The organism is Inquilinus sp., from assembly GCF_057815775.1.
This window is the reverse complement of record NZ_JBYRFX010000671.1, coordinates 1-2,321: the sequence shown is the minus strand read 5'-3', so window position 1 is coordinate 2,321 and position 2,321 is coordinate 1. Positions and strand designations below refer to the sequence as shown.

Annotated in this window: 2 protein-coding genes; one reads left to right on the top strand and one right to left on the bottom strand. The window is 69.1% G+C overall.

Features of this window, described 5'->3' with window-relative positions; all coding sequences use genetic code 11:
• Window positions 1-651: LacI family DNA-binding transcriptional regulator (locus AC3XYG_RS23305; RefSeq protein ID WP_489142253.1), on the bottom strand; the 651-nt coding region annotated here is incomplete at its 3' end.
• Window positions 652-919: 268 nt separating this feature from the next.
• Here AC3XYG_RS23305 and AC3XYG_RS23300 point away from each other — a divergent pair.
• Entirely contained in the window at window positions 920-2,140 is a 1,221-nt protein-coding gene (locus AC3XYG_RS23300; RefSeq protein WP_489142252.1) for an ABC transporter substrate-binding protein, read from the top strand.
• Window positions 2,141-2,321: the final 181 nt, after the last annotated feature.

Genomic DNA, 2,321 nt, shown 5'->3' with positions numbered 1-2,321 from the left:
CAGGGCCGGCGCCAGCGCGGCGACGAAGGCGGCGCTGCGGGCCAGGCCGCTGTAGGTGCCGCCCTCGACCCCGAGGAACCCCAGGTGGCGGCAGCCGGCGGCCAGCAGCGATTCCGCCGCCAGCCGGCCGCCGGTCGCATTGTCCGACAGCACCGCGTCGACGCCGTCGATCGCCACGGCCCGGTTGATCGCCACCACCGGGATGCCCAGCCGGGCGCATTGCTCGGCCAGGGCGATCGGCGGCGCGCCGGATGTCACCAGCACGCCGGTGACGCGGTATTGCAGGAAGCGGGCGATGGTGCGGTCCAGCGCCGCCTCGTCGCCGATCTCGCTGACCAGCGATTGCAGGCCGCGGCCGTCGATCTCGCGCAGCAGCGCCTCGAACAGGCTGGCGCGATAGGGGTCGGTGGCGCCGCGCACGACGATGCCGACCAGGTCCGACCGCTGGCGGTTCATGCCGCGGCCCAGCATGTTGACCTGGTAGCCCAGGGCCGATGCCGCCTCCAGCACCCGGTCGCGCGTCTCCACCGCCACCCGGGCCTGGCCCGACATGATGCGCGAAACCGTGGCGCGGGACACCCCCGCCCGGTCCGCCACCGCCTGGGCCGTGACCGGCCGCGTGTCGATATTCTGCCGTCGCCGTGTCATCATCGCTCCCGTGTCCCTGTCAGCATAGCGCACACGTGTTCACGAAGACGAGGGGGCTGACAGCGATGCTGCACGATCCCGAAACGATGTCACCGGATCGTCACGAAACATTCATTTCCTTGAAAACGTGCGGTTTACGAGGTCATGATAGAACCGCCGCCGGAGAGCGGTGCGGGCTATGCGTTGGGATTGTCGATCATGAACACGTGTTCATGGACTTGGCGGCCCAGCCGGCATCGCTGACCATCCTGCGGACTGGGAGGGATTGGACATGACGGGGAAGTTGATCAGCGGCGCAATTGGCTTGGCGGCACTGCTGCTGGCCGGGACCGCGCAGGCGGACGAGCTGGTGATCGCCGGCCGCGACGGCGTCTATGGCGACGCGCTGGCCTATGTCGTCGATGCCTACAAGAAGGCGTCGCCGGACACCGAGATCGAATTGCTGAAGCTGCCCTATGGCAGCCTGTACGAGAAGCTGGTGGTGTCGCTGCGCGGCGGCGCCGACGCCTATGACGTGATCGTCGCTGACGACACCTGGATGCCGGAATTCACCGCCAATGGCTGGCTGAAGCCGGTCACCGCCGATCTCTCGGGCGTGGTGCCCAGCCTGGCCGCCCTGTCCAAGGGCAAGGACGGGCAGATCGTGGCGCTGCCCTTCGTCGGCAATGTCGAGATGTTCGCCTACCGCACCGACCTGTTCGAGGCGGCGGGCCTGGCCGCGCCGAAGAGCTGGAGCGACGTGGTCAAGGCGGCCGAGGTGCTGAAGGCCAAGGACCCGGCCATATCGGGCGTCGTGTTCCGCGGCACCAAGGGCAACCCGATCGTCACCGGCTTCCTGCCGATCTTCTGGGCCCATGGCGGCCAGATCATCGACGATGCCGGCAAGGCGGCGCTGGCGTCGCCCGCCGGGGTCAAGGCGCTGCAACAGTTCCTGTCGCTGAAGGCCTATGCCCCGACCGGGGTCGAGACCTACAACGCCACGGAAGTGCGCGACGCGCTGCAGCAGGGCCGTGCCGCCATGGCGATCGAAGTCTGGCCGGCCTGGGTGCCGTCGCTGGACGAGGCCGACAAATCCAAGGTCGTCGGCAAGGTCGCGATCGGCCCGGCCCCGGGTGAGACCGCCGGCCCGGCGCCGATGCTCGGCATCTGGCAGGTCGCGGTGCCGTCGGGCGCGCCGAATGCCGCGGGGGCGCAGAAGTTCCTGGCCTTCCTCAACAGCGCCGACATGCAGAAGGAGCTGGCGCTGCGCTTCGGCCTGCCGCCGACGCTGACCGCGCTCTACGCCGACAAGGACCTGGTCGCCAAGTATCGCTGGTACCCGGACCAGCTGAAGGCGCTGCAGGCCGGCGTGTCGCGGCCGCGGATCAAGCAGTGGCCGCAGGTCGAATCGATCCTCGGCGACTATCTCCAGCTCGCCCTGGTCGGCCAGATGGCCCCCGAGGAAGCGCTGAAGAAGGCCTCGGCCGACATCGACGTGGCGCTGGCGAAGTAAGGCCGGACCGAGCCACCCCCCTTTCCAATTTACTCTCCCCCTCCCCTTGCGGGAGGGGGTAGGGGGAGGGGGTTCTCGCCGCAACGACCGACCTGCCTGAATTCGCAGCGACCCATCCGAGCCCGGTCCGGCTCGGCCTGAGAGTTTGATCGACACTCCCTCCCTCTACCCCCCGCGAGGG

What these genes read in the sequence shown, in the direction of transcription:
- AC3XYG_RS23300 (WP_489142252.1), top strand. Translation starts at nt 920, where the DNA reads ATGACGGGGAAGTTGATCAGCGGCGCAATTGGCTTGGCGGCACTGCTG.